The 26,211-nt window shown below is 60.0% G+C and carries 26 protein-coding genes, 1 tRNA gene and 1 pseudogene; 7 read left to right on the top strand and 21 right to left on the bottom strand.

The features are described from left to right. Positions 1 to 68 precede the first annotated feature (68 nt). A complete protein-coding gene (locus tag Q0O19_RS01970; protein ID WP_295519610.1) occupies positions 69 to 848 on the top strand; it encodes an enoyl-CoA hydratase in 780 nt (259 codons plus the stop codon). A gap of 62 nt (positions 849 to 910) precedes the next feature. On the opposite strand, the gene Q0O19_RS01975 is transcribed toward Q0O19_RS01970, so the two are convergent. Continuing rightward, positions 911 to 987 (bottom strand) — tRNA-Met (locus tag Q0O19_RS01975). A 113-nt stretch (positions 988 to 1,100) separates the two neighbouring features. Here Q0O19_RS01975 and Q0O19_RS01980 point away from each other — a divergent pair. Continuing rightward, positions 1,101 to 1,928 (top strand): hydratase, encoded by an 828-nt coding sequence (locus tag Q0O19_RS01980; RefSeq protein ID WP_295519611.1) that lies wholly within the window; start codon positions 1,101 to 1,103, stop codon positions 1,926 to 1,928. A gap of 38 nt (positions 1,929 to 1,966) precedes the next feature. Here Q0O19_RS01980 and Q0O19_RS01985 read toward each other — a convergent pair whose 3' ends face one another. From Q0O19_RS01985 to Q0O19_RS02000, 4 genes are all read right to left on the bottom strand, one after another. Continuing rightward, complete coding sequence (locus tag Q0O19_RS01985) at positions 1,967 to 3,157, bottom strand: MFS transporter (RefSeq protein ID WP_295519612.1); 1,191 nt, start codon at positions 3,155 to 3,157, stop codon at positions 1,967 to 1,969. Positions 3,158 to 3,217: 60 nt separating this feature from the next. Then, positions 3,218 to 4,195: a tripartite tricarboxylate transporter substrate-binding protein gene (locus Q0O19_RS01990; protein ID WP_295519614.1), complete on the bottom strand. Its 978-nt coding sequence runs from the start codon at positions 4,193 to 4,195 to the stop codon at positions 3,218 to 3,220. Between the two features lie 39 nt (positions 4,196 to 4,234). Beyond that, positions 4,235 to 4,825 (bottom strand): carboxymuconolactone decarboxylase family protein, encoded by a 591-nt coding sequence (locus tag Q0O19_RS01995; protein WP_295519616.1) that lies wholly within the window; start codon positions 4,823 to 4,825, stop codon positions 4,235 to 4,237. A gap of 101 nt (positions 4,826 to 4,926) precedes the next feature. Further along, positions 4,927 to 6,000 (bottom strand): VWA domain-containing protein, encoded by a 1,074-nt coding sequence (locus Q0O19_RS02000; RefSeq protein WP_295519618.1) that lies wholly within the window; start codon positions 5,998 to 6,000, stop codon positions 4,927 to 4,929. A gap of 57 nt (positions 6,001 to 6,057) precedes the next feature. Between Q0O19_RS02000 and Q0O19_RS02005 the strand changes: the two genes are divergently transcribed. From Q0O19_RS02005 to Q0O19_RS02025, 5 genes are all read left to right on the top strand, one after another. Then, complete coding sequence (locus tag Q0O19_RS02005) at positions 6,058 to 6,942, top strand: trypsin-like peptidase domain-containing protein (protein WP_295519620.1); 885 nt, start codon at positions 6,058 to 6,060, stop codon at positions 6,940 to 6,942. A 121-nt stretch (positions 6,943 to 7,063) separates the two neighbouring features. Continuing rightward, a complete protein-coding gene (locus tag Q0O19_RS02010) occupies positions 7,064 to 8,044 on the top strand; it encodes a MoxR family ATPase (protein WP_295519650.1) in 981 nt (326 codons plus the stop codon). A 61-nt stretch (positions 8,045 to 8,105) separates the two neighbouring features. Next, on the top strand, positions 8,106 to 9,101 hold the full coding sequence (locus tag Q0O19_RS02015; RefSeq protein WP_295519651.1) for a DUF58 domain-containing protein: 996 nt from the start codon (positions 8,106 to 8,108) through the stop codon (positions 9,099 to 9,101). Next, entirely contained in the window at positions 9,094 to 10,182 is a 1,089-nt protein-coding gene (locus Q0O19_RS02020) for a VWA domain-containing protein (protein WP_295519621.1), read from the top strand. The genes Q0O19_RS02015 and Q0O19_RS02020 overlap by 8 nt, the downstream gene beginning before the upstream one ends. Before the next feature lie 40 nt (positions 10,183 to 10,222). Next, entirely contained in the window at positions 10,223 to 10,930 is a 708-nt protein-coding gene (locus Q0O19_RS02025; protein WP_295519623.1) for a hypothetical protein, read from the top strand. Between the two features lie 311 nt (positions 10,931 to 11,241). Here Q0O19_RS02025 and Q0O19_RS02030 read toward each other — a convergent pair whose 3' ends face one another. From Q0O19_RS02030 to Q0O19_RS02105, 16 genes and pseudogenes are all read right to left on the bottom strand, one after another. Further along, entirely contained in the window at positions 11,242 to 11,493 is a 252-nt protein-coding gene (locus tag Q0O19_RS02030; RefSeq protein WP_295519624.1) for a tripartite tricarboxylate transporter substrate-binding protein, read from the bottom strand. Positions 11,494 to 11,553: 60 nt separating this feature from the next. Beyond that, entirely contained in the window at positions 11,554 to 12,039 is a 486-nt protein-coding gene (locus Q0O19_RS02035; RefSeq protein ID WP_295519625.1) for a GNAT family N-acetyltransferase, read from the bottom strand. Next, positions 12,036 to 12,932, bottom strand: a complete 897-nt coding sequence (locus Q0O19_RS02040) for an isocitrate lyase/PEP mutase family protein (RefSeq protein ID WP_295519626.1) — start codon at positions 12,930 to 12,932, stop codon at positions 12,036 to 12,038. The genes Q0O19_RS02035 and Q0O19_RS02040 overlap by 4 nt, the downstream gene beginning before the upstream one ends. Continuing rightward, positions 12,929 to 14,344 (bottom strand): FAD-dependent oxidoreductase, encoded by a 1,416-nt coding sequence (locus Q0O19_RS02045; RefSeq protein ID WP_295519627.1) that lies wholly within the window; start codon positions 14,342 to 14,344, stop codon positions 12,929 to 12,931. The genes Q0O19_RS02040 and Q0O19_RS02045 overlap by 4 nt, the downstream gene beginning before the upstream one ends. Before the next feature lie 4 nt (positions 14,345 to 14,348). After that, a complete protein-coding gene (locus Q0O19_RS02050) occupies positions 14,349 to 14,951 on the bottom strand; it encodes a cysteine hydrolase (protein ID WP_295519629.1) in 603 nt (200 codons plus the stop codon). Beyond that, positions 14,948 to 17,020 carry a hydantoinase/oxoprolinase family protein gene (locus Q0O19_RS02055; protein ID WP_295519631.1) on the bottom strand — a complete coding sequence of 691 codons (2,073 nt, stop codon included), beginning with the start codon at positions 17,018 to 17,020 and terminating at the stop codon, positions 14,948 to 14,950. Before Q0O19_RS02055 ends, Q0O19_RS02050 begins: the two co-directional genes overlap by 4 nt. Beyond that, positions 17,017 to 18,690 carry a hydantoinase B/oxoprolinase family protein gene (locus tag Q0O19_RS02060; protein ID WP_295519633.1) on the bottom strand — a complete coding sequence of 558 codons (1,674 nt, stop codon included), beginning with the start codon at positions 18,688 to 18,690 and terminating at the stop codon, positions 17,017 to 17,019. The genes Q0O19_RS02055 and Q0O19_RS02060 overlap by 4 nt, the downstream gene beginning before the upstream one ends. Then, complete coding sequence (locus Q0O19_RS02065; protein WP_295519635.1) at positions 18,687 to 19,190, bottom strand: 3-isopropylmalate dehydratase; 504 nt, start codon at positions 19,188 to 19,190, stop codon at positions 18,687 to 18,689. The genes Q0O19_RS02060 and Q0O19_RS02065 overlap by 4 nt, the downstream gene beginning before the upstream one ends. Further along, positions 19,187 to 20,467 (bottom strand): 3-isopropylmalate dehydratase large subunit, encoded by a 1,281-nt coding sequence (locus Q0O19_RS02070; RefSeq protein ID WP_295519637.1) that lies wholly within the window; start codon positions 20,465 to 20,467, stop codon positions 19,187 to 19,189. The genes Q0O19_RS02065 and Q0O19_RS02070 overlap by 4 nt, the downstream gene beginning before the upstream one ends. After that, on the bottom strand, positions 20,464 to 21,420 hold the full coding sequence (locus tag Q0O19_RS02075) for a tripartite tricarboxylate transporter substrate binding protein (protein ID WP_295519653.1): 957 nt from the start codon (positions 21,418 to 21,420) through the stop codon (positions 20,464 to 20,466). Before Q0O19_RS02075 ends, Q0O19_RS02070 begins: the two co-directional genes overlap by 4 nt. A gap of 124 nt (positions 21,421 to 21,544) precedes the next feature. After that, positions 21,545 to 22,255 carry an ABC transporter ATP-binding protein gene (locus Q0O19_RS02080; protein WP_295519639.1) on the bottom strand — a complete coding sequence of 237 codons (711 nt, stop codon included), beginning with the start codon at positions 22,253 to 22,255 and terminating at the stop codon, positions 21,545 to 21,547. Continuing rightward, positions 22,252 to 23,028, bottom strand: coding sequence for an ABC transporter ATP-binding protein (locus Q0O19_RS02085; protein WP_295519640.1), 777 nt, complete (start codon positions 23,026 to 23,028; stop codon positions 22,252 to 22,254). The genes Q0O19_RS02080 and Q0O19_RS02085 overlap by 4 nt, the downstream gene beginning before the upstream one ends. Continuing rightward, positions 23,025 to 24,002: a branched-chain amino acid ABC transporter permease gene (locus tag Q0O19_RS02090; RefSeq protein WP_295519642.1), complete on the bottom strand. Its 978-nt coding sequence runs from the start codon at positions 24,000 to 24,002 to the stop codon at positions 23,025 to 23,027. The genes Q0O19_RS02085 and Q0O19_RS02090 overlap by 4 nt, the downstream gene beginning before the upstream one ends. Then, the gene (locus Q0O19_RS02095; RefSeq protein ID WP_295519643.1) at positions 23,999 to 24,871 is read right to left on the bottom strand and encodes a branched-chain amino acid ABC transporter permease; all 873 of its coding nucleotides are present in this window, start codon (positions 24,869 to 24,871) and stop codon (positions 23,999 to 24,001) included. Before Q0O19_RS02095 ends, Q0O19_RS02090 begins: the two co-directional genes overlap by 4 nt. Before the next feature lie 26 nt (positions 24,872 to 24,897). Continuing rightward, a complete protein-coding gene (locus tag Q0O19_RS02100; RefSeq protein WP_295519645.1) occupies positions 24,898 to 26,100 on the bottom strand; it encodes an ABC transporter substrate-binding protein in 1,203 nt (400 codons plus the stop codon). A 19-nt stretch (positions 26,101 to 26,119) separates the two neighbouring features. Continuing rightward, a pseudogene (locus tag Q0O19_RS02105) lies at positions 26,120 to 26,211 on the bottom strand (GntR family transcriptional regulator); the annotation flags it as partial.

Below are 26,211 nucleotides of genomic sequence, written 5' to 3' on the forward strand. Positions count from 1 at the left end.
GACAGCAACGCGGCCTGTGCTCTGGTTATAGTGGCTTTTGAATTTGAAATCCTTTTTTGGAGAAGTCCGTGAGCTACGAAACCATCGAAGTCCGCACCGAAGGCGGCCAAGTCGGCATCATCACTTTGAACCGTCCCAAGGCACTCAATGCCCTGAACAGCCAGCTCATGGACGAGCTGGGCAGCGCACTGAAGGCCTTCGACGCCGACGAGGCGATTGGCTGCATGATCATCACAGGCAGTGAAAAAGCCTTTGCCGCTGGGGCCGACATCTCGGCCATGGCCAAGTACAACTTCAACGAGGTCTACAAGCAAGACTTCATCACCCGCAATTGGGAAACCATCCGCAGCATCCGCAAACCTGTGATCGCGGCCGTGAGTGGGTTCGCACTGGGTGGCGGCTGCGAACTGGCCATGATGTGCGACTTCATCATCGCTGCCGACAACGCCAAGTTCGGTCAACCGGAAATCAAAATCGGCATCATTCCCGGCGCAGGTGGTACGCAGCGCTTGCCGCGGGCCTTGGGCAAGTCCAAGGCCATGGACCTGGTACTGACTGGCCGCATGATGGACGCCGCCGAGGCCGAACGCGGTGGCTTGGTCAGCCGCGTGGTGCCGCTGGACAAATTGATGGACGAAGCCCTGGGTGCCGCCCTGATGGTCTGTGGCTACGGCCAACTGTCGGTGATGGCGGCCAAGGAAAGCGTCAACCGCGCCTTTGAAAGCGGACTGACCGATGGGGTGATGTTTGAGCGCCGACTGTTTCACGGCTTGTTCGCCACGACCGACCAAAAAGAAGGCATGGACGCATTTTTGAACAAACGCGCGCCACAATTTGTCAACCGTTGAGACATTCTGGCAAAGGCCAAAAACCAAAAAACCCACAGTCGCAAAACTGTGGGCTTTTGATTTGGTGGTGATAGGTGGATTTGAACCACCGACATCAGCATTATGAATGCTGCGCTCTAACCAACTGAGCTATATCACCAAGAACTGTTCACTTTCAAACCCATTGTTTGAAGTGGATGACCAGCGTCACCAAGCCCGAAATTATACACAAAATTCAGTGCGCCTTTCTTTGAAAGACGCAACAATACACAAATGACAACACCCACAAATCCGACATCCAGTGCCGCCTCTCCAAGCCAACAAGCGGCCCAAATGGTTTGGGCGCAATGGCAGTCAGAGCAGGTCTTCCCCAGTTTTCCAGAAAACTGCAGGCCTTTGACGCCGATGCAAGGCTACCAAGCGCAGGCGCATTTGCCTGCTGTGTCGGGCCGCCAGGTCATCGGTTGGAAAATCGCTGCCACCAGCCGCAATGGGCAAGCCCACATCAACGTCAGCGGCCCTTTGGCGGGGCGCTTGTTGTCAGGCCAAGTGTTTGAAAGCGGTGCCACCGTGCCTTCAGCGGGCAACCGCATGCGCGTGGCCGAACCGGAGTTCGCCTTCACCATGGGGCAAGATTTGCTGCCACAAACCACCCCTTTCAGCCTGCCTGAAGTCATGGCCGCTGTGGCCACACTGCACCCGGCCATCGAAATCCCTGACTCGCGACTCGCGCCCTTCACAGAAGCGGGAGAAGCCCAATTGTTGGCCGACAATGCCTGTGCCCGTCATTTCGTGCTGGGTCCTCCAGCACCGGAGAGTTGGCGCCAGTTGGACTTGAGCACCCATGCGGTTGAGGCACAAGTCCATCAAGGCGCAAACGTTCGTTACAGCCGAACAGGCTCCGGCGCTTGGGTACTCGGTGATCCGCGCATCGCCTTGACTTGGCTAGCGAACCAACTTTCGAGTTTGAGCATCACCTTGGAAAAAGGGCATGTGGTCACCACGGGCACCTGCATGGTCCCGTTGGAGTTGGTCCCCGCAGACTCGGCGAAGGCGGACTTCGGGGAGTTGGGTCAAGTCAGCATGCATTTTTCGGTCTAGGCCCAGCACCTTGCTGGCCAAGCGAACCTCTGGCCCGGCTAAAGGGCCAGGCGAGCGGGTCTTTGAGTCCAAAACAAAACGGTGCCGCTGATGCAGGCCATCACCATCAGACCGACAAAACCCGCACGGTAAGTGCCAAACAGGCTCGACAAAGCCCCGAACATGGGCGGACCCAAAACGACGCCCAAAAAAGTGAAGGCCAATGTGCCGCCTGTGGCCATACTGGCCAGTCCTGCAGGCGCACGGCGAGCCACTTCGGCAAGGTACACGCCATTCCAGCCGATGGCCGAAGCGCCAAAAGCCACCAAAATGGCGACCACCACGCTTTGCGGTGTATCGGGGGTCAAAAATGCCGAGGCCATGGCCCCCAAAGCCATCATGCTGGCCAACAGCAGCAGCATGCGCCCTGCCCCCAGCCAACGGTCGGCCACATAACCCCACACCACGCGCCCGCCAATGCCGCCCAACTGCGTCACTGACAGGGCCAAACCTGCGGCCACCAAACCATATGACAAGTCTTCATGCAAAAAAGTGACCAGGTAAGTGGTCAAAGACAGCTGGACCATGGCAAACATGAACGAGCAAGACGCCATGGTGAACAAAGCGCGGTGCGCCACCACCAAACGAATGGGCTGGATCCAACTGCCCCAATGGATGGTTGCCCCGGCTTGACGGTCACTGTCGAGTTCAAGCCGCAAAGACTGTGACACTGCAGCGCACACCAGGCACAGCGCTGCCACAAACACCATGCTCAGCTGCCATTGGATGAACAAGGCCAAAGGCGGCACCACTGCGCCCGCGAGCATGCTGCCCAGTGGCACGCCCGTTTGCTTGATCGAAAACACCAGCGACATCTGGTTCTTGGGCGTGGTGCGTGCCAGCAAGTGCGAGCTGGCCGGGGTGATCGGGCCGTAACCCAAACCGATCAGTACTGCTCCTAAAAACATGGCGGGTAGCCAAGGTACAGCACACAAAATCAAGCCCAAAGCGCACAAGACCAAGCCCCACTGACTGACACGTATCGCCCCCATGCGGGCCACCGTGGCACCGCCCATCAAGGTGGCCACCATGGCCCCGGCATAGGTCACCGAGACATACAAGCCCACCAGCGCAGGCGACACCGCCAGGGCTTGGGCCACCACAGGGGCCATGACCGGTAAAGTCAGCAAGGCCATGGCCACCATGGCCTGGATCACCAAAGTCAGCAGCAAGGGCCACCAGTTTTTCATCGTTTCATCTCCTGAACAAGCGAGACTCACACCCATGGGCCCCAACCACTGAGCGGGCTGTCAATTGGCTTTGACGCCCGCCTTGACCAACAAGCCTCCCAAGGTATCGATTTCGTATTTCAAATGGGCCCTCAGCGCATCGGGTCTGGCCTGGTCCAGGTTCACCGCCGTGATGCCCATGGCCTCCAGGCGCTGACGCACCTCGGCATCACCCACTGACTTTTGCAAAGCCGAGGTCAACTGCTCGATCACAGGTTTGGGCAAACCTTTGGGGGCGTACAAGCCAAAAGAAATATTGATGTCAAAGCCCTCCACGCCCGCTTCTGAAATGGCCGGCACATCTGGCAATTGCGGCAGGCGCGCTTTGCCCGCCGAAGCATAAGCCTTGATCTTGCCGGTTTTGACCGAAGGCACCGTGCCCGAAGTTTGATCACACAAGATATCCACTTGCCCGCCCATCAAATCGGTGAGGGCTGGACCTGTGCCTTTGTAGGGAATTTCGTTGAGCTTGACGTTCAGGGCGTTCATCATCATCAAGCCACACAGGTGCGAAGCCGATCCCACACCCGCATGGGCCAAGCTGACCTTGGGACCATTGGCTTTCACGTAGGCCACAAACTCGTTGAGATTTTTGGCAGGGAAATCGTTGCGCGTCACAATGACCATCGGGCCGCTGGTGGCCCGACCAATCGGGTCGAAGTCATCCACCGGGTGGTAGGGCAGGCTTTTGTACATGGCCACGTTGGTGGCATGGCTTACATGGATCATCAGCAAAGTGTATCCGTCGGGTTTGGCACGGGCCACCTTGGCCGTTCCGATCGAGCCCGATGCGCCTGCGGTGTTGTCCACCACAATTTGCTGGCCCAAATGCTTTTGCATGGCCCCGGCAAACACGCGGGTGATGGTGTCACCCGGTCCACCCGGGGCATAGGGCATGACCATGGTGATGGCGCGGCTTGGAAAGTCCTGCGCCGAAATCTGCAAGACACTGGCGGCCAGCAAAAAGGCCAAACCCGAACGAATGAAACGCATGCCCATGGGGGTCTCCTTTTCCCTTGAAACGATCGACATGTCTGTTCAAGCCAGCAAGCGCTGGCGAATTTCCAGCGGGCTCAAGACCTGCAAGGGCTCGGCGTTGCCATCCGGAATGCCCACCTGCGTGGCATTGAGCAACATGGACACCATGACATAGGTGCCCGACAACACCGTCAGGTCCACCACAGCTTGTTCACCCATCTGGGCCACGGCTTCTTGCCAAAGATCGTCGGGGACGCGGTGGTTGAGCGACAACTGAACGCAATAGTCATACACCAGGCGCTCATCGGCCTGCATGCTTTGGGGGCGTTGGCATTGCTGCAATTCGCGCATCAAGGCGTCGGACAAGCCGGCTTTGCGGGCAATTCGCTCATGCGCCCACCACTCGAATTGCGCATTGGCAATGCGTGCCTGAATCAAGATCGCCAATTCGTTCAGGCGCAGATTGACCGAGGTCTTGAAACGCAAGTAATCCAGAAAATCAAAGGCACGCCTGGCCATTTCGGGGCTGCGCAACAAAGCGTTGTAGGGCCCACCCAAGCCAGCACTGGAGACCCGCAAAATGTCATCGGCCAACGGCCGCACCTCAGGCGCCAAGGATTCGTAGGCAATTTGGGTGAATCTTTCGGTCATGGGAGCGTCTGATCTATAGGAAATGGGGTTGGCAAGAAGCGACAAAGTTAACCGCATGGCTGAGCCCTTCCAGTCACCCACATGACTGCTTGACAACGAACTCAGTGGCGGAACCACCGCATGGACAAGGCCAGCGCCAACAGGGTCAACGCAAAGGCCAAAGCAGCGAACAAGGCGGTGATTTCGGTGTCACGGCGCTCCAATGTGAATTTGGAGGAGAGATGCTGGTAGATGGAAGCAAGTTCACTGGCGTTGGTGGCCCGAAAAAACTCTGCGCCGGTGGTGGCAGCCACATCTTGCAGGGCTTCTTCATCCACCTTGGCATAAAAAGAAAAACCCTCCAAACCCGGAATGAAACCATTGGGGGTGCCAAAGGCCACGGTGTAAACACGCACCCCTTTGGATGCGGCCCACTTGGCCACCTCTGAAGGGTCTGGACCGACGGTTCGCCGTCCGTCTGACAGCAAAATCACCGCCCCCGCGGTGTACGAGCCGACCGGCGCTGGTTTGTCAGTGGCGGGCGCTGCTTTGTCTGAGCGTTGGTCCAATGAACGTCCTGCACCTGGGCCGCCTTGTGGACGCAATTGCCCCAACTTGAACTCGGCACCGTACAACACCGTCTCCAGATCAATGGCCGATTCGGGCAACAAGGTGTTGAGCGCTACCAGCAAGCCACTGCCGGTGGCCGTGCCCCGTTGCAGCTGAAAACCGTCGATGGCCGCCAACAAACTTTCTTTTTGGTCCGTGGCCGATTGCACCAATTGCGCATTGGCCGCAAAAGTCACCACGGCCACACGCACATGGGCAGGCAAATCTTGCAAAAACGTTTTGGCTGCCTGTTGTGCCGCCACAATTCGGCTCGGTGGCACATCCTCGGCCCGCATGCTGCGCGAGACATCCATGGCCAAGACCAACGTCATGTAATCGGCGGGCAAACTCACCCGCGCACTGGGGCGGGCTGCCCCTAAAAGAACAAGGGTCAATGCGACGAGCAACAACGCAGGGGGGATGTGTCGCCGAATCCGGCTGCTGGCACCCAATGCGGGTCGAATCAATCCCAAGCTCGGGTACTGCACCGTCACGGTACGTTGGCGGCGCAAAGCCCAGATGTACCCCGCCACCAACAGGGGGATCAACAGCAATAGCCAAAGCCCCTCGGGCCAGATAAAGTGCATGTTGTGTGGCAGGATGGATGCAGATTTGTCACTGTATCACCGAAGGCCACGCCACCCATGAAACGCGCCGCACTTTACAGCCGACCACCCCCTGCACCCTTGACCGGCCAAGGGTCCGCTGCCCTGCCCAAGTCGTTTTGGCATGCAGCAACAATTCAACGTTTGCCTTTGTGGGTGGCTTTTTTCTGGATGGCGGTGGTCTCGGCCGTGCTCACCTGGGCCTTGACCCGCCTTGCCCAACCTGCACAGGCCATCACGCAAGACGACATCCATGCCGCGGTATTGCACACCTTGAACACGCAAGAGTTGCCCTCCCGCGCAGCCCGCGCAGCGCTGCGGATCGCACCTGCCGTGGTGCGCGTGCGCACGCAAGACGAAGACAAGAAAAATCCACAGGGTGGATTGCAAGACAGCGGGGTCGGCTCGGGCGTGGTCATCTCTGAAGAAGGCATCATCCTGACCAACTTGCATGTGGTTCAAGGGGCCAAGCGCATTCAAGTGACTTTTGCCGATGGTCTGGAGTCGGATGCACAGGTGATCGCCGTTCAACCCCACAACGACCTGGCCGTGATCAAGGCCAGTCGCCTGCCCGATGACTTGCAGCCCGCCACCTTGGGCAGCAGCCAAAATCTGCAGCCGGGAGACGAAGTGGCGGCGGTTGGTTTTCCATTTGGTATTGGCCCTTCGGTGTCGGCCGGCGTGGTTTCGGGCCTGAACCGACAATTCGGCTCGGAAGGCAAAACCATGATGCGCGGTTTGATCCAAGCCGATGCCGCAGCCAACCCGGGCAATTCCGGTGGCCCCCTCATCAACATGGCCGGCGAAGTGGTGGGCATTGTCACCGCCATCTTGAACCCCACATCGGACCGCACTTTCATCGGCATTGTGTTTGCGGCCACCATTGAAAGCGCGGGGTCCAGCCTGGGCATTCCCCCATTTTGATCGCCCCGATGGATGACCCTTCTCAACCCCCCGATCTTGAAAGGCCTTGTGCATGAACCCCTCTGAATTGGCTTGGAACCAGGGCCAGACGCCCCCCACTTCCAGCGTGAATGCTGCACTCATGGAGCGTGTGCTCTACGAAGTCAAACGCGTGGTGGTCGGCCAGGACGCGTTTTTGGAAAGGATCTTGGTGGCCATCTTGGCACAGGGGCATCTTCTCATCGAAGGGGTGCCCGGGCTGGCCAAAACCCTGACCGTCAACACCCTGGCGAAGGCCGTGCGCGGCAGCTTCAAAAGAATCCAGTTCACCCCTGACTTGCTACCGGCTGATCTGGTGGGCACGCGCATGTACAACCAAAAAACCAGCGAGTTCAGCACCGTTTTAGGACCGGTTTTTGCCAATTTACTGTTGGCCGACGAGATCAACCGCGCCCCCGCCAAAGTGCAAAGCGCCTTGCTCGAGGTGATGCAGGAAAGACAGGTCACGATTGCCGGCGAAACCCACGCTGTACCACGGCCTTTTTTGGTCATGGCCACCCAAAACCCGATCGAGACCGAAGGCACCTACCCCTTGCCAGAAGCGCAGGTGGACCGCTTCATGATGAAAGTGCTGGTGGGCTACCCCACTGAAGAAGAGGAGTTTGTAATCGTGCAACGCGTCACCGGCATGCCGGCGACAGCCGCCGCGGTGGTCGACACCGACCAGCTGATGGCCTTGCAAGCCCAGTGCCGTCAAGGTTATGTGGACCCCGCCTTGGTGCAGTACGCGGTCAAACTGGTCTCGGCCACACGCGATCCGGTGCGCTGCGGTTTGCCGCAATTGGCCTCTTACTTGACCTTTGGCGCCAGCCCGCGCGCCACCATCAGCCTGATTGAAGGGGCACGGGCATTGGCATTCTTGCGTGGGCGACCTTACGCCTTGCCACAAGACCTGATCGACCTGGTGCCTGACGTGCTGCGTCATCGCTTGGTGCTGTCTTATGAAGCACTGTCTGAAGGCATGACGGCCGATGGACTGATTCTGAAAATATTGCAGGCTGTGCCTGCACCCGAGAAACCTTTGGACCGCCATGTTCAAATTCCTGTTTCGCAAACGCACTGAAACGCCCACCCCGCCCAAGACCGCTGGGCAGCAGGGGACCCCCCCATCGGGGCTTGCGGCCATGTCTGATGCCACGCAATGGCTGCAAAGGCTGGAATGGACGGTGCTCAAGCGGCTGGATGGCCAATTGCAAGGCGATTACCGAAGCCTCTTTCGCGGTACAGGCTTGATATTGGCCGATCTGCGTGAATACCAAGCTCACGACGATGTGCGTCACATCGACTGGAACGTGACCGCGCGCATGCAAACGCCCTATGTCCGAGAGCACCAAGAAGACCGCGAAGTGGCGGCTTGGTTTGTGGTGGATTTGTCGGGATCGACAAGTTTCGGCTCCGGCGGCACCAGCAAACGCGAACGGGCCTGCGAAGCGGTGGCCCTTTTAGGCCAGATGCTGACAAGGCATGGCAACCGCGTGGGCGCTTTGGTCTTCAATGGCCAAACCCAAGCCCACTGCGTGTTGCCAGCGCGAAGCGGGCGGCGTCACCTGCTGCACCTGGTCCACACCTTGCTCAAGACCACCCCGTCAAAGGATGCATCGACCTCTGCACAGTGCTCCGCACTGTCCCTGTGGTTGGCACAAACCCTGTCGGTGGTGCGGCGTCGCTCGGTGGTGTTTGTGGTCTCTGACTTCATCAGCGAGCCCGGCTGGGAAAAACCACTGGCCATGTTGGCACGGCGCCATGATGTCGTGGCGCTGCGCTTGCAAGACCCCTTGGAGCTGGAATTGCCCAATGTGGGCATGCTGTGGTTACAAGATGCGGAAACCGGTGATCAATTGTTGGTGGATGCCAACGATGCCGGTTTTCGCAAGCGCTTTGCCGATTTGGCCCAAAAAAGAGAGGCTGCGCTGCGCATGGGCTTGGCCCAAGCCGGTGTCGATGGTTTGGTGCTGCGCACAGACGAGGCGCTGGACCTGTCCTTGCTGCGGTTTGCACAACTGCGCAAACGCGTCAGCCAAATGGGCGCGGGCGTGAACGCAAGCGTCAGCTCGGGAGCCATGGCACCTGCGGGCGCGGTAGATTGGGCTGCACGCAACCCTGGGGGCTTGCATGCCTGAATGGCACTCGGTCCAATTTGTCTGGCCCCGCCTGCTTTGGGCACTGGCCATCATGCCGGTGGTCTGGGGACTGTACCTGGCTTGGCTGCGAAATAAGAGACGCCCCACCAGCGCTTGGCTTGGCCTGGATGCCCAAGTCACAGGCGCCAAAAACTGGCGCCGCCATGCCCCAGCGGCGCTGCAATGGCTGGGGTTGACAATCTTGTTGGTGGCCATTGCCAGGCCTCAAGCCATTTTGTTGTTGCCCAGCCGAATGGACACCGTCATGTTGGCCATCGACAGTTCTGGCAGCATGCGCGCCGGCGATGTACCACCGAGTCGGATCGAGGCGGCGCAAGCGGCCGCCAGGAATTTTGTTTTGGGACAAACAGGCCAAGTCAAATTGGGCCTGGTCAGTGTGGCAGGCGCTGCGGCTTTGGTGCAAGCGCCCACCGATCAACGCGATTTGGTGCTGCAGGCCATCGACAGCCTGAGTTTGCAACCGGGCTCTGCCATTGGCAGTGGCATTGTGATTGCACTGCAAGCCATGCTGCCAGGCTCGGGCCTGGATGTGCCTGGCCTGATCGAGGGTGAAAACCGCGCAGAGAACACCGGTACCCCCTTGGGCGGTTCAGCGGGTGGCTCTGCGTCAGCGACAGAAAAAACGAAAAAAAACCCTGCCTTGCCCAAAGTGCCCCCAGGCTCCAACACCTCAGCGGCCATTGTTTTGCTCAGCGATGGCCAAAGCAACATCGGTCCGGATGCCCTGAAAATGGCCAAAGTGGCTGCCGATTTGGGTGTGCGTGTGTACACCGTGGGTGTGGGCACAACACAAGGCACAGTCCTCAAAGCCCAAGGCATGCAAATGCGTGTCAAGCTCGATGAAGACACCTTGAAAAAGATCGCCGAGATCACACGGGCAGAGTATTTCAGCGCCCAAAGCTCCCAAGAATTGAAGCAAATTTACGACTCGATCAGCACCCAAATTGTCCTCAAAAAACACCGCCTCACAGAAGTGTCTGCTTTGTGTGCCCTTTTGGGCATGCTGTTGGTCGCCTGCGGTGGAGCGATGGGTTGGTGGCGTCGAGGCAAGATCATTTGAGTTGTTTGTTGCAGACGACCCCCAGCATTTCAAGTAACGCATGAACCTCACAGGTGGATGGCACTGGCACTGGCGCGCATGGCGATCTCAACAGCGCTGGGCCTCGGCATCGGCTCACATCGAAGCGTGGCTGCTGGCGCAAACCATGCCGCGCCAACAACTGGTGCTGATCGGTGCGAGCGCCGGGTGGATGATGCCCACGGCCTGGCTTGCACAATTCAAAACCATTCACGCCTGGGACATTGACCCCTTGGCTGCGCCCTTGTTTCGATGGCGCCATGGCACCACGTTGAAGCACCTTGGGGTGGCATTGCACATGCACACAGGCGATGGCCTGGCCCGTCTTCCTCAACTGGTGCAAGCCCATTCCGATGCGTTCTTCTGGTTTGACAATGTGCTGGGGCAATTGCGCTTCACAGGACCGGATTTATCGAGTGTCGAGTGGCAGTTGTACCAAATTCAAAAAAACATGCGCTCGGTGGCATGGGGCAGTGTGCATGACCGCATGTCAGGGCGCTGCGCACCCAAAGGTGCACTGCCATTACCCCAAGAGGGTCTTGCCCCCGTGGCCATGGACAGCCCTTCGGCCCAAACCTGGCTGCATCGCATGGGGGCCATCAGCCCCTGTCTGGACCACCTGACCGAGCATGTCTTGCCCAAGGGCACACCGGTCCAGCACACCGCCTGGGATTTCAAGCCAGGCTATGCGCACTGGCTTGAAATGGGCTGGTGCCCAGCCGGCCAATGAAACTGGTCAGTGCCCATTTCACACGCTTGTGACAGCACCGGTGAACTCAAGATTCAACGAGCGCTTGTCAAAGCCTCCACGGAAAATTCAATGATTTTTTTGTAATTGTCCAAAATTTGGCGCATCTCGACGACCAGGCTGCGCCTTGGCCATGCGCACCAAGTCGCTGGCCGATTTGATCCCCGTTTTGGGATGGGCCACCAACATCAAGGTACCTTAGGCCGTCATGCCAATCGGTGCAAAGTCGGTGATCGGGTTGTAACTGCTCTTGGCGGTCATTTGCGTGGCCATCAGCATGGTGTTGGCCGTGATCAACAAGGTGTGCCATCAGGCGCCGACTTGGCCACAACATGCGAGCCTATATTGTCGCTGGCACCTGCCTGGTTTTGCACCACCACCGGTTGGCCCAAACGCTCACTCAGCCGGGGCGCCACGGCACGGGCAATCGTGTCCATGCCTTTGCCTGGCATGAAAGGCACAATGATTTTGATGGGCTGCGTGGGGTAAAACACAGCTGTCTGGGCTTGCGACGCAGCCATGACCACCAAGGCCGTGAAGCCCATCAGCCATCTGAGACCATGGCGAAGTGAAGGGAATGTCGTGGAAGTCTCCTGTCGTTGAATTTAAAGTTCGAGCGCCCAATACTGACCCACCAAATGGTGTCCGAACGAATGGTGCGGCTCTTCAGACAGCAAGACAAAACCTGCCGTTTGGTAAATGTGCCTGGCCGCATGCAAGATGTCATTGGTCCACAAACTCAATTTTTGATAGCCGTGGTCTTTGGCAAATGCGATGCAGGTCTGCGTCAAACGCCGGCCCAAACCAGTGCCGCGCATCTCGGGCTCCACATACAACAGACGCAACTTGGCCTCTGTGTCTGAAACCTTGACCACAAACACCGAACCCACCACCCGTCCATCGCACTCGGCGATCCAAGCGTTTTCCTTGGCCGGCTCGAAGTTTTTGACAAATTGCGCGGCAATTTCGGCCACCATGGCCTCGAACGTGCTGTCCCAGCCGTATTCCTGCGCATACAAAATGCCCTGGCGGTGGGCTATCCAGCCGATGTCGCCCACTTGGAGGCCACGCAAAACAAGGCCGGAGGTCATGCATTGTTCCCGCTTTCGTAGCGTTGTCCCAAGGCCAGCAGCTGCGGCGTTTCAATCACCGCATTCAGGCCATCAAAGTCCAGCATCTGTGCTTGCCAAGGCCGTGTGGTCTGGTGTGTGTGCAAGCTGGCGTAATAGCCTTGCAGCATGTGCAACACTGCACGCGCTGTGCCACCGGGAAAGATCACGATTTTGAAACCGCGCTCACCCAGTTCGGCCGCACTTTGCACCGGCGTCTTGCCGCCCTCGACCATGTTGGCCAACAGCGGTACACGGTTGGCAAACTGTGCGCAGGCGCTGTTCATCTGCTCATCCGAGCGCAAAGCTTCGATGAACAAGGCATCAACGCCGCATTCCAAATAGCGCTCGGCCCGCTCCAAGGCGGCGTCCAGACCTTCCACAGCCACCGCATCGGTGCGGGCCAAAATCAAGGTGTTGGGGTCATGGCGGGCATCCAGCGCTGCACGCAGCTTGCCCTGCATCTCGGCCACCGGCACCACACCTTTGCCGTCCAGGTGGCCGCAGCGTTTGGGGAAAGTCTGGTCTTCGATCTGGATCATCGCGGCCCCAGCCCGCTCAAAATCACGCACGGTGCGCTGGGTATTGAGCGCATTGCCAAAGCCCGTGTCCGCGTCCACGATGACCGGAATGCTGACCCGGTCGGTGATGTGGGCCAGCGTCTGCGCCACTTCGGTGGCGGTGGTCAGGCCGATGTCTGAACGCCCCAAGCGTGTGTAAGCAATCGATGCGCCCGACAGGTACAAGGCTTCAAAACCCGCCTGCTGCGCGACCAACGCGGTGAGCGCGTCGTACACACCTGGCGCAAGCAAGGCCTGCTCTTGTTGCAAGCGCTGGGCCAAAAGGCATTGGGCCAAATTGTGGGGCTGGCTCATGGCGGCGAATCCTTCAAAAGTTGTTGTGCGGTGTGCGCCGCGATATGCCCGCCCGCCACGGCGCTGAGCAAGCCGTTGCCCGACAAATAGCCCCACACCGCTTGGCCGGAAACGCCCCGGGCCGCGCCGCCTGCGGCCAGCAAATTGGGCAGTGGGGTGCCGTCTCCACGCAACACGCGGGCTTGTGCGTCAATGTCCAGGCCGCCTTGGGTGTGGAACAAAGCGCCGGTCACCTTGACGGCATGAAACGGCGCTTGCAGTGCACGTTTGAATGTGCGGCCCGTGGCTGTGTCGGTGCCCGGTTTCACTGCGTTCAATGTGGCCTGCAAAACTTCCAAAGGGCAACCGATCAGTTGAGCCAACTCAGCCGCATCGGCTGAATGTTGCACCGCACCAGCGTTTTGCGCCGCCACAAAATCGGGGAACTCCTGCACAAAATTCAAGAGTGCACCGTCGAACACATTCCAAGCCACACGACCGGGCTGCGCCAGCACCTGCACGGCTGCTTCCGAGTAGCCCTGGGTTTCGTCGTGAAAGCGCTGGCCTTGGGCGTTGATCTGCACGCCACCTTCCATGATGAGCGCCCACGAAATCAAAGCGCCTTGGGGCACCGCCCAAGAGCCATGCCCTTGGTACGCGCCCAAGTCAGCCAGGCGTGCGCCCAGTTGTTGGCCCCATGCAATGGCACTGCCGTCGTTGCCCACATGGCCCGCATAGGTGGCCTCGGCCATCTCGGGCAACAAGTCTTGGACCATCGCGGTGGCCCCGCCAAAACCATTGCAGGCCAGCAACACCAAATCACAGCGGATGCGCTCGGTTTGCCCATCAGGACGCACAAAACCCACCCCGTGGAGGCGTTGCACACCATCGGCCCACAGCTCGGTCACCTGCGCTTGCGTCAAAACCACCACGCCTGCCGCATCGGCCGCCGCTTGCAGGCGACTCATCAATCCAGCACCGGTTTTTTCGGGTACGGCGTGCATGCGGTGGGCGCTGTGGCCGGGGTACAAAAAGTTGTCCAGCACCTGCCAGGGCAGACCGTGGTGGGTGGCCAGAGCATCCATGGCCGGACCGATGTGCTGGGCATAGGCCTGCACCAAATGCGGCGCAGCCTGACCATGGGCCTTGGCCTGAATGTCGGCGGCAAATGCTGCAACGCTGTCCTGGATGCCTTGGGCCTCTTGCGCCTGTGTGCAAGGCGCCGGAATGAACCCCGAAGACAAAGCCGTGGATCCAGCGGCAAATGCGTCACGCTCCAGCACCACGCAGGCCACACCCAAGCGGTGCAAAGCCAGCGCAGCGGTCAGACCACAAGCGCCAGCACCCACGATCACGACCGGTGTGTGGTCGTCGGCATGCACATGGGCTGAAAGTTCAGCAGCCGGGCGAACTTGCGGCAACGGCGCGTCCATGCCTTCAGCCCAGATGCTTCAAAAAAGTGGCGCTGTCCATCACATCACCCACCGAAGCCATGTCGGCCAGAGCCGCTTGGTGTGCGGCTTCGCTGAAGGCCGCACAACCGTCCGACAACACAATGGCGTGGTAATCGCGCACATGCGCATCACGCACCGTGCTGGCCACGCCGCCGTTCGTGACGATGCCGCACACCACCAAGGTGTCGATGCCCGATTTTTTGAGTACCCAATCAAGTTGCGTGTTGAAGAAGGCCGAATACGCCACCTTGAACACCGACACATCGACCAAGGGCGCGAGCATGTCTACATTGGCCTGGCCCCGGCTGCCCGGTGCAAAGTCGCCTTGACGCAAAAACGGGCGGCGCTCTTTGAGGTGCGCCGAAATCATGGGCTCGCCCTGGGCATCTGGCCACAGGGTGAACAGGCTGGCCGTGACCAACCCACCGCGCCCCTTGATGGCACGCGCCACCGGTGCCATGCGCTCGGGCAACTTCACCGCTTCGGCGCTCAGGGTATTGCCCCGGGCATACGCACCGTCGGGGGCCAGAAAATCGTTTTGCAAGTCGACAATGACCATGCCCAATTTCGCATTTTTCAAGTTCATGCTGTGCGCTCCACCAAGAGGTTGCCCAGTTTGTCCACCCGGCCTTCAAAACCTGGCTCCAACCACACCGTGGTGTCGGGCTGCTCCAAAATGGCGGGGCCTTGCACCACGGTGCCCACAGGCAGGCTCAGGCGCTCGAAGCGCTGTGCCGTCCACCACTGGCCCTGGTGGTAGACCTGCTGCTGGCCCACCGGGGTGGTGCGGCCCTCGCCTTGCGGAGCCAGCACGGCCAGATCGAACTTGGGGCGCCGCCCGATGCGGGCATACCGCAGGTTCATCACACGGATCACCGGGCCCCGCAGCACGCGGCCAAAGGCATGCTGGTAAGCGGCTTCAAAAGCGGCCAGCAAGCCTGCCGCATGCAAAGCTTCAAGTTTCACCGGCACTTGCAGCGTGTGCGTTTGGCCCATGTAGAGCATGTCAAAGCTGATGACTTCATCCACCCGCACAAAGTTCACACCCGCAGAGTCCAAACGCACTTGGCAAGCTTCGGCCAAACCATCCACGCGTTGCAGCAAAGCAGGCCAGGACACATCGGCCAAGGCCACGTTCAGGGTCTGCACCGCATCGTGTCGCATGTCGGCCATGACACAGCCCAGCGCCGAGGTGACGCCCGGGTAACGCGGCACGATGCCGGTGGTGACACCCACCTCGCGCATCATGGCGCACACATGCAGGCCGCCGCCGCCGCCAAACGGCATGTAGGCAAATTGACGTGGGTCATGCCCACGCTCAATCGACACCACGCGGATCGCACCGGCCATGCGGGCATTGGCCACCGTCAAAATCGCTTCGGCCGCGGCCAACGCCGTCAAGCCCAAAGGCTCGGCCACATGCTGGGCAATGGCTTGCTCCGACAAACCCGAATCCAATTTCTGCAGCAGGCCACCGCCCAAAGGCCGGTCGGCCGCGATGCGGCCCAGCAGCACATTGGCATCGGTCACCGTGGGGCGGGTGTTGCCACGCCCATAGCAGGCGGGGCCGGGAATGCTGCCTGCCGACTCGGGGCCGACTTGCAGCATGCCCCCCGCATCGACCGAGGCGATGGAGCCGCCACCGGCACCGATGGTCTCGATCTGGATCATGGGCGAGCGCACCACCAAGCCAAATTCAATAGAGGTTTGCGCAGCCAGTGCCGCTTCACCTCCAGCCACCAAGGACACATCAAACGAAGTGCCGCCAATGTCGCCGGTGATGACGTTTTCAAAACCCGAAGCGCGGGCGATTTCGGCGCAGGCCATCACACCTGCAGCGGGGCCCGACAGTGCAGTGCGCACCGGCACATCGCAAGCAGTCTGGCGCGACATGACGCCGCCATTGCTTTGCACAATCAGCAGTTCACCACCAAAGCCCTGTGCACGCAAATCACCCTCCAGGCGCTGTAAATAGCTGCCCACCACAGGCTGCAAAGCGGCATTGAGTGTGGCGGTGGAACAGCGCTCAAACTCGCGAATTTCGGGCAACACTTCGCTGGCCGCCGTCACGTAGCTGTTGGGCCAAATGGCCCGCACAGCGGCCACAGCGGCTTGTTCGTTACCGGGGTTGGCATAGGCGTGCACAAAGAACACGCAGACCGCCTCGCAGCCTTCGGCCAGCAAGGCGCGGGCCTGTTCGCGCACTTGGACCAGGTCCACAGGCGTGTGCAACTGGCCATCGGCCAGCACGCGCTCGTCCACTTCCAGACGCCAAGCTCGCGGCACCACGGGCGTGTAGCTGCCGCGCAGGCCCCAGGTTTGCGGGCGATCGCGGCGGCGCATCTCCAGCACATCGCGAAAACCGCGTGTGGTGATGATGCCGGTGCGGGCGATCTTGCGTTCCAGCAAGGCGTTGGTGCCCACCGTGGTGCCGTGCACGATGGTGGCGATGTCTTTGGCCCCTTCGGCCCCCGTGGCCCCGGTCACTTTGGCGATGCCATTCATGAACCCCCGGGCTTCTTCACCCCGGGTCGACGGCACTTTGACAATGCGGGCCTGGCCGGTTTTTTCGTCCAGCACAAACAGGTCAGTGAAGGTCCCACCCACGTCCACGCCAACGACCCAATGGGCTGGGTTCCATGATGGCTCGCTCATGCTTGTTCCTTGGTGTATCCGAGTGCACTGTCCTTGGCGCGGTCTTGAACCGAGCGTTCCGCAGGCTCACCCCAGCCGCCGCCACCGGGTGTTTGCAGGCGCACACGGTCGCCCTTTTTCAATTGGATGCCCAGCATCTTCGAGACCATGGGCGGGGTCTTCCACGCGCCGCTCTGGCAATACTCAAACACATTGGGCAATGCGGGTTGACCGCCGTGTATGCCTTTGGGCGCCGACTTGCCGCGCTCGCCAAAGATGAAGGCTTCGGCGCTGTCTTCGAGCAATTCGATCTCGTAGATCGCCCCTAGACCACCCCGGTGTTGGCCGTCGCCACCCGAGCCGGGGCGCAAGGCCCACTGGGTGAAACGCACCGGGTAGGCCGCTTCCAAAATTTCCATCGGCGGGATCGTGGCGGTGGAGATCGGCGCGTTGCCGTGTGACAGACCATCGCCATCCGAATGGCCGCCATGGCCGCCGCCAAAAAAGCTGAACATCACCCAGCGCTGGCCTTTGCGCTTCTCGTCCGTACGGTGGCCCGCGATCGACAAGGCGTTGATGGTGCCGTAGGCATGGGCCACGGCCCGCTGCGGATCGGCCAAGGCGGTGGCGCTGAAGATCACGTCGATCATGCGCAAAATGGTTTCGGTGTAACCGCCCACTGGACGGGGCCGCGAGGCGCTGATGACCAAGCCATCGGGGATGATGAAGTCCACCGCATCGAGCACGCCTGCGTTGGCGGGCACATCGGGGAACACATGCTTCAAAGCCACGTAACAAGCGGCCACCGCCGTGGCCCGCGAGATGTTCACCGGGCCTGCGCACTGCGCCGAGGTTCGCGAAAAATCGAGCGTGAGACGGTCACCGTTCACCGTCATGTCGAGCGCGATGGTCAGCAACTCGTCTTTCACGCCGTCGTTGTCCAGCACGTCTTCAAAACTGTAACGGCCATCGGGCAAGCTGCCGATGTGCGAGCGCATCAAGCGCACAGCGCGTGTGCGCAGCTCGACCAAGGCTTGTGCCACTTTGGCATCGCCATATTCGTCCAGCAAACCATCGAGGCGGCGTGCGCCCAGCTCCAGCGCAGCCAACTGGCCGTTCAAATCTCCCCACAGGCTGTCGGGCAGGCGGGTGTTCGCGCGCAAAATGGCCAGCACATCGTCGTCGAGCGCGCCGCCGCGCAAGATGCGCACCGGCGGGATCTGCACCGCTTCTTGCCAGCACTCGGTTGCGGCCGGGTTGTAGTTGCCGGGCACCGCACCGCCCACATCGTGCCAGTGCGCGGCCGAGGCCAAAAAGCAATACAACTGCCCCTGACGAAAGCAGGGCTTGACCAGTTTGAAGTCATTGGCGTGCGTGCCGCCCTCATACGGGTCGTTGAACAACCACACATCGCCCGGCTGCATGCCACCGCGCTCAGCGGCCACACGCATGGCTGCCCGTACGGCAAAAGCCATGGCCCCCACGAACACCGGCAAACCTGACTTACCCTGAATCAGGGTATCGCCGGTGATGGCGTCGTACAGACCGTGGCAGGCGTCATGTGCTTCGGCAATGATGGGGTTGAAGGCGCTGCGGTACAGCGTCGCGTCCATCTCGTCCGCAATTTGTTCGAGCCGACCGCGCAGCACGGCAAGGGTCACAGGGTCCATCACTGTCTCGTTGGGATTCATGCGGGCTTCCTTTGTTTGAGCAGGGGGAGCAAGCCCCCTGCGTCGACCATGTCCATCAAAAATTCGGGGATAGGCGCACAAGCCAGGCGCTGGCCATTGGCGCGCACCAACACGGGGGTGTCGCCATCCAACAGCATGCCCAAGCGCTCGCCCTCTTGGATCTTGTCAGCGTCCAGGCAGGTCAAAAGCAACAGGCCTAAATTGAAAGCGTTGCGAAAATACAGGCCGCTGTATGAAGGTGCAATCACCGCCGCCAGGCCCAAGTGCTTCAGCACACCGGCGGCCTGCTCGCGCGATGAGCCGATGCCGAAGTTGGCCCCTGCCACGATCACATCGCCCTCACGGACACCGGATGCGAAATCGCTGCGCACCGCCTCAAGGCAATGCCAGCCGATCACTTCCAGGCCATGCTTCATGTAAGCGCCCGGGGCCAGGGCATCGGTGTCCACATCGGCACCCAAGCGCCAAGCCCGTGCGTTGTGAAATGCGCGCTGCATCATGCGAGCACCTCGCGCGCATCGCAGATGTGCCCGCGCAAAGCCGAGGCCGCCACTGTGTAGGGCGAGGCCAAATACACATTCACGCTGGCCGGCCCCATGCGGCCTTTGAAGTTGCGGGCAGTGGTCGAAATCACCGTCGATCCTTCAGGGAAAGTTGCGCCATAGCCTGCGCACGCGCCGCAACTGTTGGGCAACACGATGGCCCCGGCATCTTGCAGAATTTGCATCACGCCTTCTTGCGTGGCTTGCGCTTGTTCACGGGCACTGGCTGGGGCCACCATGAGTTGCACACCGGCAGCCACGCGATGGCCCTTGAGCACCGACGCGGCAGCACGCAGGTCTTCCAGCTTGGCCCCGGTGCAGGCACCGATGTAAGCAATGCTGGGTTGGATGTCAGAAAAATCGGCCACATCCCGTGTGTTGGCCGGGCTGTGCGGCGCGGCCACTTGGGGGTTCAAGCGGTTGGCATCAAAATTGTGCTGCTCAAACTCGGCATCTTCGTCGGTATGCCACTGCTGGGCCCGGGTCAAATGCGACTTGTCCACGCCCACATCCTGCAGGTATTTCAAGGTGGTTTCATCGGCCGCGATCAGACCCGCCTGCGCGCCCATCTCTGCACTCATGTTGGAGAGGGTCATGCGCTCGGCCATGGACAGTGCCTGCACGGCAGAGCCCGCAAACTCAACCGCTTGGTATTGGCCACCGTTCATGCCAAAGCGGCCCACCATGTGCAGCATCATGTCCTTGGCCGACACGCCATGTTGCAAGCGGCCCGACCAGTGCATGCGCAATGTGCGCGGCACCTGCACCCAAATTTGGCCCGTCACACACACGCCCAACATCTCGGTCGCGCCGATGCCAAACATGTAGCAACCAAAAGCACCACCTGTTGGCGAATGCGAGTCGCCGCCCACGCCAAACATGCCGGGCTTCAAATGGCCTCGCTCAGGCAGCACCACATGGCAAATGCCTTCGCTGTCGATCACATGCGGCAATTGCCATTGTTTGGCTGTGTCACGGGTGAGCTGGATGATCTTTTGGGCATCGGCGTCTTGTGCAGGCACATAGTGATCCAACACCAGCACCACTTTGTTTTTGTCCCAAATTTCAGCCCCCAACTCGTCGAGCATGGGCTTGAGCCGACGTGGGCCAGACGAGTCGTGGAACATGGCCAGGTCCACCTGGCAGGTGACCACCTCACCCACGGCCACATGGGCGCGCCCCGACGCTCGGGCAATGAGTTTTTGAGCCAGGGTTTGCGACACAGCAGCGTTCATTCGGGTTTCGCTCCAGCGTACTGAACCACCTTGCGCCAGCGAACAATCTCGCTGTCCACAAACCGGGCAAATTCTTCAGGGCTGTTGCCCACAGGTGTGGCCCCTTCGTTTTCGATGCGCCGCTTCACCTCAGGCGACTGCACTGCGGCACGTGCTGCATCGGCCAACTTTTTGGCCACATCGGGGCTCATGCGACCCGGGCCAAACAGGCCAAACCAGGCGCTGGACTCGTAGCCTGGCAGGCTCTCGCCAATCGCGGGCACATCGGGGAATGCCGCCAGACGCTTGGCGCTGGTGACCCCCAGGGCCTTGAGTTTGCCCGCCTTGATGTGCGACTGCACATTGCCGACTGCCGCAAACATCAGGTCCACCTGACCGGCCAGCACGTCTTGCACCGCAGGAGCCGTGCCCCGGTAAGGAATGTTGACGATGAAAACGCCTGCCTGCATCTTGAACGCGTCGCCCGCCATGTGCAGCGACGAGCCCAGAGCCCCAATGGCAAAGTTCAGCTGGCCCGGCTTGGTTTTAGCCAGTTTGACCAACTCGGCCGCGTTGTTGGCGGACACCTTAGGGTGGGCCACCAAAATCGATGGCGAAGTGGACACCATGGTCAAGGGCGTGAAGTCTTTCACCGGATCGAAGGGCAAACTGGGGTACAGCGAAGCATTGATGGCATGGCTGGTGAAGCTCATGAGCAAGGTGTTGCCATCGGGTGCGGCCTTGGCCACGGCATCAGCAGCCAGATTGCCGCCCGCACCAGGCTTGTTTTCGACCACCACCGTGCGGCCCAGTTGCGAACCCAACACCTGCGCCAGGGTGCGGGCCATGGTGTCGGTGGTGCCGCCTGCGGGGGCACCCACCAAAATTTTGATGGGCGGTTGCGACTGGGCCTGAGCCCCTGCCGCCCAAGTGGCACCAACCAGAAACGTGCCCAACACCAACGCACGGCGCATGGTCTTGGTTTGCTGCAAAGCAGATGTATGTGTCATAAGGCTGTCCTTCGTGTCTTCCAATCCATCAGGTCCCTGCGGCAGGGGAACCCCAATGCCCTCAATGCCCTCAAAGCACAATCTGGCCTCACATGCCCAGATAGGCTTGCCGCAGCGTGTCACTGGCCAACAACTGGGCCGGTGTGCCGCTGAAACGGATTTGCCCGTTTTCCATCACGTAAGCCCGGTCAGCGATGTCGAGCGACTGGCCCACGTTTTGCTCCACCAGCAAGATCGCCAGACCGCTGCTGCGCAGCTGAGCGATCAGGCCAAACAACTCTTCCACCAACAAGGGGGACAAACCCAGCGATGGTTCGTCCAGAATCAACAAGCGCGGCTCGGCCATCAGACCCCGGCCAATGGCCAGCATCTGCTGCTCACCACCGCTCAAAGTGCCTGCCAACTGGGCCACGCGCTCTTTCAATCGTGGAAAGGTCTCGTAGACCTTGTCCAGGTTTTGCGCCCGCCGCTCACGGCCACGCGTGAAGGCACCCAGCTCCAGGTTCTCGTGCACGCTCAGGTTGGGAAACACCTTGCGGCCTTCGGGCACCTGGATCAGGCCGTGCTTGACCACCTGCCGTGAATGCAGTCCGGTGATGTCTTGACCGTTGAAAGCCACTTGTCCTGCGCGCGCGGCCACCAAGCCGCTGAGTGTGAGATTGAGCGTGGTCTTGCCCGCGCCGTTGCTCCCCAACAGCGCGACCAGTTCGCCGGGCATGACCTGCAGCGCCACACCGCGCAAGACCTCGACCACACCGTAGCCGGATTTGAGTCCCTGAACATTCAACAAAGCGTTCATGCCTGAACCTCCTGGGCGGACTGCGCATGGGCTGTGTTCTTGTGCAAACGCTCGGCCGTGCCGTGGCCCAGATAAGCCTCGATCACAGCAGGGTTGTGGGTGACCTCGGCCGGGGTGCCCTGGGCAATCAGTTGTCCTTGGGCCAGCACCCAGACCTCTTGGGCCAGGCTCATCACCGCTTGCATGACGTGCTCGATCATCAGCACCGTCACACCGCTTTGTGCAATGCCTTGCACCACCGGGATCATCTCGGCGATTTCTTGCGGGTTCAATCCGGCCAGCACCTCGTCGAGCAGCAGCAAGCGGGGCCTCGTGGCCAATGCACGCGCCAGCTCCAGCCGCTTGCGCCCGGCCACCGTGAGGTCGCTGGCCAATTTGTCGAGCTGAGGCGTCAAGCCCACTTGCAGCGCGACCGACTCGGCAAATTCGAGCGCTTGCGAGCGGCCAGGCCAATGCAGGTGCGCCCCGACCGCGATGTTTTCGCGCACGGTTTGTGCTGCAAAGGGCTGCACGATCTGAAAAGTTCGCGTCAGGCCCATGCGGGCATTCAGGTGCGGTGGCTGGCCGGTGATGTCCTGACCGGTAAACAATACACGGCCCATGTCAGGGGTGAGAAAACCCGACATGAGCGCAAACAAGGTGGTCTTGCCCGCTCCGTTGGGGCCAATCAGGGCGCTCAAGCGCCCTTCGGTGACCGACATGCTCACGTTTTGCACCGCCTTGAGGCCACCAAAAGACTTGCCTAAGCCCTCGAGTTGCAGCAGCGTGCTCATGGTTTTTCTCCACCAGACTTGCCGCCACGCAGCCACTGCAGTGGTGTGATGGTGCCCAGCCCCGCAATGCCGCGCGGCAGGAACATCACGATCACGATCAGCACCACGCCATATATCACCATATTGATGCCGGGCAACTGGCCAAACAGATTACGTGTCAGGTCGGCCAGGATGTGCAAGCTGACGGCCCCCAAAAGCGGCCCCCACAACGTGCCCAATCCGCCCACGATCGCGCCCACCAGGGCCTCGACCGAAGTGTGTGAACCAAATGCAATGGCCGGGTCGATGTACTGAAAGACCTGTACATAAAAAGCGCCACCAGCACCCATCAGGCCACCCGACAAAATGGTGGCGATCAGCTTGACGCTGAAGGGGTTCACGCCAATGGCTCGGGCCGCGTCTTCGTTGTCGCGCACGGCTTGCAGGTATGCGCCAAAGCGAGAGTGGCGCAGCCATGCAGTGATGCACAAGGCCAAGGCCACCAGCCCCAACATCAACCAAATGAACCCGGCGCGGCTGCCAAATTGCATATTGGACGCCGACTCCTTGAGCGGAAGCATCAAACCCACACCTGCGCCGGTAAAGGGCACCGAGGTGGCCAAAATCCTGAACACCTCGGCAAAGGCCAATGTGACCAAAGCAAAGTACGAACCCTTGAGCCCATATCGGAAAGAGGCTGCGCCCACGAAGGCGCCCACACCCGCCGCAAAGCCCATGGCCAAGGGCAAAGCCACCCAGGGGCTCAGACCCCACTGCATTTGCGCAATGGCTTGAACATAAGCACCGGTGCCAAAAAACAGCGCATGGCCAAACGAAAACTGTCCGCCATACCCCCCCAAGATGTTCCATGCTTGCGACAACAAACAGGCGTAAAGCGAGGTCATGACAAAGTTGAGCATCACCCCCGATTGCGTGAAAAAGGGCACCGCACCGACCACCACCACAAACAGCGCAATGTTGCGAAAGTCTTTCATGCCTTCGCTCCAAAAAATCCTTGCGGTCTGAGCAAAAGTACCACAATGAAAATCACAAAAATGCCCACTTGGCCCAGGGACTCGCCCAACAGCAACCCCCCCAGCGACTCCACCACACCAATCAGCAAACCACCCAGCAATGCGCCGGCAAAACTGCCCATGCCACCCAACACCACGATGGTGAAGGCCACCAAGACAAAACCATTGCCGACCTGCGGATTCACGTAATAGGCAGGCATCAAAAAGCAGGCAGCCGCGCCCAAACTGGCCAGCCCCAAGCCAAAGCACATGGCGTACACATGGTCCACATCGATGCCCATCAACCGGGCCCCCTGCTTTTCCTTGGACACAGCGCGGATCGCTCGGCCCAGATCGGTTTTTTGCACGATGAGCAACAACACCGCCGACACCAGCAAAGCACCCGCAAAGGACACCAACTTGGGCAAGGCAATGAAGGCCGGACCGATTTCGACCGTGGTCAGGGTGTAGGCGGTCTCAATGGTTCGGGTGTCGGATTTGAAAAACAGCAGCGCCAGGTTTTCCAGCACGATGGAGATGCCCAGCGTGACCAGCAGGATGTTTTCATCCTTGCCATGGCTGGCGCGGTTGATGATGCCGCGCTGCAATGCGTAGCCGAGAACGAACATGGCAGGCACCATGATCGGCAGCGCCATGTAAGGATCGATCCCGAGCTTTTCCTTGAGCATGTAAACGCCATACAGCGCCACCATCAAGGCCGCGCCATGCGCGAAATTGATGATGTGCAGCACGCCATAAATCAGCGTCAGGCCCAACGCAATCAATGCATAGACAGCACCAGTGGTGATGCCATTGAGCAGCGAAGGAAACAGGATGTTCAAGTCGAGCATCGGGGATCTTTCAATTCAGCGCGCCTTCAACCCTTGAGCGGGAAAATCGGCTCAATTTCCCGGTAATCACGTGGCACGATCACCTTGATGTCACCTTTGTGGACCTGGGTCATCAAAGGCTGCGCACCCATGTTCTGGCCGTTGACGAACTGCGTGGGGCCGTAGGGCATGATGTGGTTGGCGAATTTGCTCGAGGCCAGCGCATCGATGATGGCCGCCCGGTCGGTCGACTTGGCGCGTTCGATCGCATCGGCCAGGAGCATCATGGCGGTGTAGGTCATGAACACTTCATAGCTGAAGAACTGGCCCTGTGCTTCCACGCGCTTGCGCAACTCGGTCGAGCGCTTGTCTTTGGGGTTAAACCAATGGTTGCAATCGATGATGCCGTTGGCAGCTTCTGGGAATTCCTTGACGAACTTGTAGCTCGACGCCGCACCACCCAGCACCGAATAGATGGCTTTGGGTGTGATTTTTTGCTGCTGCAAGGTGCGCACCAACAAAGCGTATTCGTTGTAGTAGTTGGCCGGAATCAGGATGTCAGGGTTGACCTGCTTGATGCGCAGCGCAATGTTGTTGAAGTCACGCGTGGGGTTGGCATGTTTGATGATTTCTTTGACTTCATAGCCATAACCGGGCAATTCTTTGGCCAGCAAATTGGCCGTACCCGTGCCAAACAAAGATTCTTCGTGCACGATCATCACGGTGCGGGCAGGCTTGCCAGCGGCGGTGTTCAAAACATGCAGGCTGGACACAGCCACTTCGGCGCATTTTTTGTAGCCAGGACCAAAGCGGAAGGTGTTTTTCAAGCCTCGCTCGACAATCTGATCGGCCACACCCACATCCACCACATGGGGCAGGTTGTACTTGGCTGCTGCTTGCGTGGTGGCCAAGCAAATGGCCGAGGCAAAGGCCCCCACCACGGCGCTCACACCGGCTTCGTTCATTTTTTCAATTTCCGCCGTGCCAGCCTGCGGGTTGGACTGCGCATCGCCCAGCATCGCTTCGAGTTTGGCGCCACCCAGCGACTTGATGCCACCTGCTTTGTTGATGTCCTCAATCGCCATCAGCGCGCCCATGCGGCACTGCTGACCCGAGTAAGCCAAGGCACCCGTGACAGGGTGCAAGACGCCCACTTTGACAGGCTTGGGTTGCGCCCCGCCCACCAGTGGAAAGGCCAGAGCCGAGGCCGCCGCAGCGGACTGGCCCATGAAAGTGCGACGTGAGGTCATGAGAACATCCTTGAAAAAGTTAATGAAAGTTGGCGGACAGCTCTTGGCTTACCCACACCTTGGCATCGATGCTGCCAACGCGGGATAACTGCATCTGGTATTCGTACCGGT

Origin of the sequence: Limnohabitans sp. Rim8 (assembly GCF_945869175.1) — a bacterium.
GTDB lineage: Bacteria > Pseudomonadota > Gammaproteobacteria > Burkholderiales > Burkholderiaceae_C > Limnohabitans_A.